At 41.8% G+C, this 6,179-nt stretch carries 9 protein-coding genes and 1 pseudogene; 6 read left to right on the top strand and 4 right to left on the bottom strand.

From position 1 onward, the window contains the following. Window positions 1-744, bottom strand: a 744-nt coding sequence (locus ACWGOO_RS14335) for an SPRY domain-containing protein (protein ID WP_452484421.1), incomplete at its 3' end; no start/stop codon positions are given. Window positions 745-1,013: 269 nt separating this feature from the next. On the opposite strand from ACWGOO_RS14335, the gene ACWGOO_RS14330 reads away from it, so the two are divergent. Together ACWGOO_RS14330 and ACWGOO_RS14325 are read left to right on the top strand one after the other, a co-directional pair. Next, complete coding sequence (locus ACWGOO_RS14330; protein ID WP_452484419.1) at window positions 1,014-1,247, top strand: hypothetical protein; 234 nt, start codon at window positions 1,014-1,016, stop codon at window positions 1,245-1,247. Between the two features lie 143 nt (window positions 1,248-1,390). Beyond that, on the top strand, window positions 1,391-1,891 hold the full coding sequence (locus ACWGOO_RS14325; RefSeq protein ID WP_452484418.1) for a hypothetical protein: 501 nt from the start codon (window positions 1,391-1,393) through the stop codon (window positions 1,889-1,891). Between the two features lie 61 nt (window positions 1,892-1,952). Here the strand turns inward: ACWGOO_RS14325 and ACWGOO_RS14320 are convergent, their stop codons facing one another. Together ACWGOO_RS14320 and ACWGOO_RS14315 are read right to left on the bottom strand one after the other, a co-directional pair. Further along, window positions 1,953-2,141: a hypothetical protein gene (locus ACWGOO_RS14320; protein ID WP_452484416.1), complete on the bottom strand. Its 189-nt coding sequence runs from the start codon at window positions 2,139-2,141 to the stop codon at window positions 1,953-1,955. Window positions 2,142-2,170: 29 nt separating this feature from the next. Next, window positions 2,171-2,596: a type II toxin-antitoxin system HicB family antitoxin gene (locus tag ACWGOO_RS14315; RefSeq protein WP_452484414.1), complete on the bottom strand. Its 426-nt coding sequence runs from the start codon at window positions 2,594-2,596 to the stop codon at window positions 2,171-2,173. Between the two features lie 201 nt (window positions 2,597-2,797). On the opposite strand from ACWGOO_RS14315, the gene ACWGOO_RS14310 reads away from it, so the two are divergent. The 4 genes and pseudogenes from ACWGOO_RS14310 to ACWGOO_RS14295 all read left to right on the top strand — a co-directional run bounded on the left by ACWGOO_RS14310 (window position 2,798) and on the right by ACWGOO_RS14295 (window position 4,608). Then, a complete protein-coding gene (locus tag ACWGOO_RS14310; RefSeq protein WP_452484412.1) occupies window positions 2,798-2,950 on the top strand; it encodes a transposase in 153 nt (50 codons plus the stop codon). Window position 2,951: 1 nt separating this feature from the next. Continuing rightward, window positions 2,952-3,519, top strand: a pseudogene (locus ACWGOO_RS14305) (IS3 family transposase); the annotation flags it as partial. Between the two features lie 323 nt (window positions 3,520-3,842). After that, complete coding sequence (locus ACWGOO_RS14300) at window positions 3,843-4,025, top strand: hypothetical protein (protein WP_452484410.1); 183 nt, start codon at window positions 3,843-3,845, stop codon at window positions 4,023-4,025. Window positions 4,026-4,401: 376 nt separating this feature from the next. Beyond that, entirely contained in the window at window positions 4,402-4,608 is a 207-nt protein-coding gene (locus ACWGOO_RS14295; RefSeq protein WP_452484408.1) for a hypothetical protein, read from the top strand. A 341-nt stretch (window positions 4,609-4,949) separates the two neighbouring features. Here ACWGOO_RS14295 and ACWGOO_RS14290 read toward each other — a convergent pair whose 3' ends face one another. Beyond that, a complete protein-coding gene (locus ACWGOO_RS14290; protein WP_452484406.1) occupies window positions 4,950-5,906 on the bottom strand; it encodes an L-lactate dehydrogenase in 957 nt (318 codons plus the stop codon). Window positions 5,907-6,179: the final 273 nt, after the last annotated feature.

Below are 6,179 nucleotides of genomic sequence, written 5' to 3'. Positions count from 1 at the left end.
CCCAGGTGTTGTAGATGACCCAGGTGTTGTAGATGACCCAGGTGTTGTAGATGACCCAGGTGTTGTAGATGACCCAGGTGTTGTAGATGACCCAGGTGTTGTAGATGACCCAGGCGTTGTAGATGACCCAGGTGTTGTAGATGACCCAGGTGTTGTAGATGTACCCGGATCTTGATAAGGTAAAAATCCTTCAGGAATAGGATATTTAAAATCACTTGCTCCAAAATTAGCTTCATATGTTATTTCTTCATTGGCTTCATTTATAACATAAGGATAAACTTGGGTACCATTAAGTTCAGAAGGCTTGAAGAAGTTGCTCCCCAAAGCAACTCCGTTTTTATACCATTCAATTCTGTCATTATCTAAATCCAAAGCAACTCCAATTACGTCGGATGGATTGAATTCAGGACCGTATGCATTAATTTTATATGAAACCGGTGGAATCCCTTGGATAATACGTCCAGTTGCTAAGTGATAAACCTGAAATTCATCGTCCTCACCTACTATTCCTACAGATGAACGTATATTATTTGTTTTAACCTCAAAATACCATTTTCCTTGTTTTTTTCCAATATTTACCTTATCAAAACTCTCTGCATAAGCTTTGGTAGTTATGGTAGTTCCACTTCCCCAAGTAACAGCATTCGTTGCAGCATTTGTAGTTGCGGTGAATGAAAAAAAAGAAGTCGCAATAATCAGGATTGAAGCCAAAACACTAAATATTTTTAAGAATTTGATACGCATTGTGTTCCTCCAAGTAAAATGTATTTATGAAATATAATAGACGTGTAGCGTAGATCTGTCTAAACATTAATATCTATATATTTAAATATAAGTTTAATTATAGGGTTTGATTATTCGAAACAATAAGAATACAAAGAGATATAACTGCTATAGCCGTATTTTTCATTGCGACAACTTACGCGATACTTTGACATATAAATCAATATAGTATGAAAGAGCTTATTACTAATGGAGGTGTCATATGATAAAAGGAATCGCGAGAGGATTAATTGTATTTTTATTGGCGGCTATTTACTGAACAAGGAGTCTATGCTGAACCTGTTGCTTGTTACGCCATGAAAAAATTTTTAAAACGTTATATATGCATTTCGCTTGGTTATGCTTTAGGCATAGGAGTATGTTACGCAATGGGATATAAGCCGAATGCCATGATGTTTTATATTTTTCTGACCGGAACTGTAATTGGAGAAATAATCAATTTTGCATCAAAACGTGAGAAATAAAACAAGCTCTGCTAACCTTAATTGGTCGGCAGAGCTTGTTTTATAGCGCTGATTGTAATATAATGACTTTTTTGTATAAAATATATAAAAAGTTAAATATTTTGGTATAATTACATGATAGTTTAATATAAGGAGGAATATATATGAACAAAAAACATTTAATTGCATCTGCCTTATCTTTAGGTTTACTAGCAGGGGCTGTTGCCGTGCCGGGTGCAATCTTTGCGGATTCAGATGTTGTAACTGATTCTGCAAATACATCCACTACTGCGACCCAAGAGGCGGGTACAACAGCTACTGGTGACCCTGTCATAACTCCGCAGAGCGTGGGAAATACTTTTAATTTTACTGTAGGAGGAAGTGCAACTGCACCAGGCACCTTTGAGGTTCCAAAGGGTTTCGGGTATGTTAAATTGCGCATTAGAAACTATGCAAATGCCCCGGTTGATTTTACTGTAGAACACAATGATTCTGGTAAAGTGTATGTTGACGGCAAGACAATCAGCAAAAACAGTGAAACTGTTTGGAGAAGTGGTGGTACTATGCGTTCCGGGCGATATACAATTCAGTTCCGCGGCAGTTCAAACAAAGTTAATGTGGAAGTATGGGGCGTAGCCGGTTCATTGTCTTCGGACGCGAAATAATAGCTGAACAAACCAAAGAAACTCCAGACCGATCAGTGTCTGGAGTTTCTTTGTCGATCTCTCATTTCCGGTATGCATCTTTAGCAATGCCAGCCCCTTGATGCAATCCTAAGCTATGCGCGTCTGCTAAATATCCTCTCAACACGCTTATCCCGCTGTCGTGGGACAGGTCTATGGTCATTATCCCATGCTTACGGTGCAGATCTACAATGGATTTAAGCAGGCTTTCAAATTCATCATGACTATTCATGAACAGCTCCCCATTATGATTACCTTGTGTTACCTCTTTTCTAAAGGATCAATTCCGAGACTGCGTTTCAAACCTTCCTGTAGCACCTGAGAGAAATTAAGGTGTTGCAGTTCAGCTTGATCATTAAGCCACTTCCGGACAGTCAGTGTCTTTTTAACGGCCTTACTTTCCATGGCTTCCCGAATTACAGGCATGTAGACCCGAACGTCACACGCAGCCTCTGTTGCTTCCCGTTGTACCAAAATAACATCAAGCGGGGAAGGATCGGGAATCGGGTCGTTGTCTTGTTCTATTACATACATAAAACCCTCCAGCGCTTCACGAGCTGCAGCATGCGCTTCTTCGGCGTTATCGCCAAAAGTAAGGCAGCCAGGGAGATCTAGAAAACGAACAGATATACCATCCTCAGAGTGATCGAGCAATGCCCAGTAGCGATAAGCGTCTTTTGTACTCATTGTAATTAACCTCCTTTGAGGAGGGCTGTTCAGCCCTTAATCCCCGCTGTTTTTAGGATACTTGCTTGCTATTTAGCCCCCTAGAAGACTTGGAAAGTACGCCCCTTAACCCAATACAATAATGGATCGGTTACACTTAGTTGGACAGAAAAAATAAGGGCTAGTAGTAATGAAAACATTAGAATTAGGAGCGGATCTACTATGCCAAGTCAACGACGTACCTTTACAACAGAGTTCAAAAAACAAATGGTTCAGTTATACGAGAACGGCAAAACCAGAGCAGCTCTTGTGGAGGAATATGGCCTCACAGCCTCAGCTCTGGATCGCTGGATCAAACATCCAGAGCAATCGTGATAAATACTCAGTATCAGCCATGTGCGACGTCCTGCAAATCGCAAGAAGTACGTTTTACTACGAAGCCAAAGAACAGGCAACCGAAGACAATGTAACTGAAGCGGTTGTGGATATCTTCCACAAGAGCCGAAAAGCCTATGGCACGCGCAAGATCAAAGTCAAGCTCCATGAGCGCGGATTCGTCGTCTCCAGACGGCGGATCGGTCGAATCATGAAATAACATGGACTCGTTTCAACCTACGCGGTGGCACTATATTTGCGTGCTGGTGGACCTGTTTAATCGAGAGATCATTGGTCATAGTGCAGGTCCTCGGAAGGACGCTGCTCTGGTTGCCCGCGCTTTTGCGACGGTGGAGGGTGATTTACGCGACATCCAGTGGTTTCACACGGATCGTGGGAGTGAGTTTAAAAATCAAAACATGGATGAACGGCTGGAAACCTTTCACATTGGACGTTCCCTCAGTATGAAAGGCTGCTCCTACGATAACGCTGTGGCAGAAGCTACGTTCAAAGTCATGAAGACAGAGTTTGTGTATCAGATGAATTTTCAGAGCCTTCGTCATCTGGAGCTGTTTGATTTACTGTTGACAATACAGGTAAGGTTTGTTGTGAAATAAGGATGAGGGACTCTACTGGTTAGCAACTGGCAGAGTCTTTTATTCTTCGTATTTCGACATAAAAATAACATTCCATTACGTATAAAGTAACGAATTGAGTTGGTGAATTAATTAAAATTTTCTACCTAACTGTTGATATAATGCAATTTATAAGGATTGTAGACTGGTTCTTTTTTACTGTTTATATCGATGCGCTTTTATTCCCCTGCCTTCGACATGCGATTAGTTATATATTAATAGACGGAAATACAAAAAAAGGAGAGATTTAAATGAGGATGAATCCATTAACGAAAAAAATTATGTTAAGTTCTGCAACAGCGGCCCTTCTATTTTCTGTTATGTCTCCATTTTCCGCTTCTGCTGCAAGTACATCTGTGAGTTCTTCTACATATAGTGAATCTGTCAATCAACCAGGAGGGGTTGTACCACCAGTAATTAATGGTGCTGTCCAAGTCTAAATGGAGACGTAACACCTCAGGGTAAGGTTAAGTGGACAATCCAAGGAATAAAAGCAGTCCTTAAATCAAAAGCAACCCAGATTAATAGTGTTATAAAAACGACGATTGAATGGCTGCCCGTAAGTGAACGTGTTAAAAAGAATCTTGTTAATATTGTCAAAGTCGATGCGATTGTAAAAGCTTTAGATGTGGTCACCAATTTCAGTGGTAGTATTGAAGATGCGCTATCACAGGCTATGCAGTATATTGGTGTAGCGGGATGGTTAGCTGATATTATCGCTAGAGCCATCGGCGCTATATTCCTTTAATAACTGTTATTACAAACGGAGGGAGAATGAAAAGAAAGTGGTATTTAAGACCCATGGTCATAATTTTGATGATCATCGTAACCCCACCGATAGGTTATTTGAATGTATTCTTAAATAGGGAAAAATTTGAACCTACTGAACGCTTAGGATATTTAGCGATAGCTACAATATTTGCTGCCCTATGGTTAACTAAATTTTTACCGCATTTATGGCGGATTCCCGCTATAATAATTGTTGCACTTATTGGTATATTCATGTTCAGAAAAAATAAATAGTCGAGTAACAACAACAATCCCCGCTAACCTTAACTGGTCGGCGGGGATTGTTTTGCCTATTTAATTTAAGTTACTCAAATACCTTGACAATTAAGGTAACTTAAATTGATCGGAGGTAGTAGTATGAGCGAAAACAAACGTAAAGTAGGCAGACCAGCACAGGGCATAACTAAAAAGGTTTCTATCACACTTACGGAGTCAGAAGATATTAAGCGGTAAACTGGCAAAGCGGCAGAGTCGGCGTAAAATGAATAATGTAGTAAATCAGGTAACTTTAATTTAAATACATGATGGATGGATAAAATACGATAATATAACTCAATCCGGCGAGTGACACATTTTTACGCCAGGTCCTGTATGGCACGGATATTATCGCTGATGAGGCGGCAGGAGGCGTCGAACTTGGCTTGTTCTTCTGGGCTTAGCTCCAACTCGATGACCTCCTGAATTCCTTTGCTGCCGATGATCGCCGGAACGCCTATGCAGACATCGGTATGTCCGTACTCGCCGTCCAATACGGCAGAAACCGCTATAATTTTACCGTCATCATTCAAAATAGAACGGGTAATATACGCCAGCGCATTGGCAATACCAAAATAAGTAGCGCCTTTGCGGGTAAAAATCTCCCAGCCTGCATCCTTTGTTTTGCGGGCGATGTCATCCAGATCGACGTGGCTGAACCGCTCTTTATGCTGACGCAGGATGTGCAGGATTGGCTTGCCGCCAATGGTCACGTGCGACCATGCGACGAATTGGGAATCGCCGTGCTCGCCCAGAGCATATCCCTGTACGCTGCGCGGATCTACGGAAAACACCTCGGAAAGCAGCGTCTTGAGCCGGGACGAGTCAATGGAGGTGCCTGTGCCGATCACCTTGTTGCGTGGTAGTCCAGATATGCTCTGTACAAGATAGGTCACAATATCGACAGGATTAGCCGCAATGACGAAAATGCCGTCAAAGCCGCTCTCCATAATCGCCGTTACAATTTCGCGCGTAATGATCACCGCATCATCCAGTACGGACAGACGATCTTGACCTGGTTTGGGGTTAGCCCCAGCCGTGATCATGATAACATCCATATCCGTGCAATCTGCATACGTTCCTACGAGTACCTTGGTACGTGTGGACGTAAAATCCATGCAATGGGACAGATCCAGCGCATGGGCCAAAGCCCGGTCATATGTGCGGCCAATCATCATAATTTCGTCACAAATGGACTGATTGACCATTGAGTAGGCACAGCTCGAACCGACCATTCCCGCGCCGACAATAGCTACTTTCCTTGCCTTTCCCTTCATTTATGTTTCCTCCTCGTTCCAACGAACGTTAATATGCTACAAATTATGCCTGAAACCCATTTCACGTTACATAACATAACATATTGCCGAGATTTTGGAAATATCCATCGTTTTGCCTTTATTCCGAAAAAAATAAAAATAACGATCACCAGAGGCACATGTATAGGCTGAAATATAGAGAATACGTGGAATACGCAGTGTTTTTGCAGGTGTGGATTGCAGGGAGTGAGTAGCCTCTTTTTGAGGTGGCATCTGTATTGATTGTACTTAGTG

Source organism: Paenibacillus sp. NPDC055715 (assembly GCF_053617595.1).
This window is presented reverse-complemented; position numbering and strand designations above follow the sequence as displayed.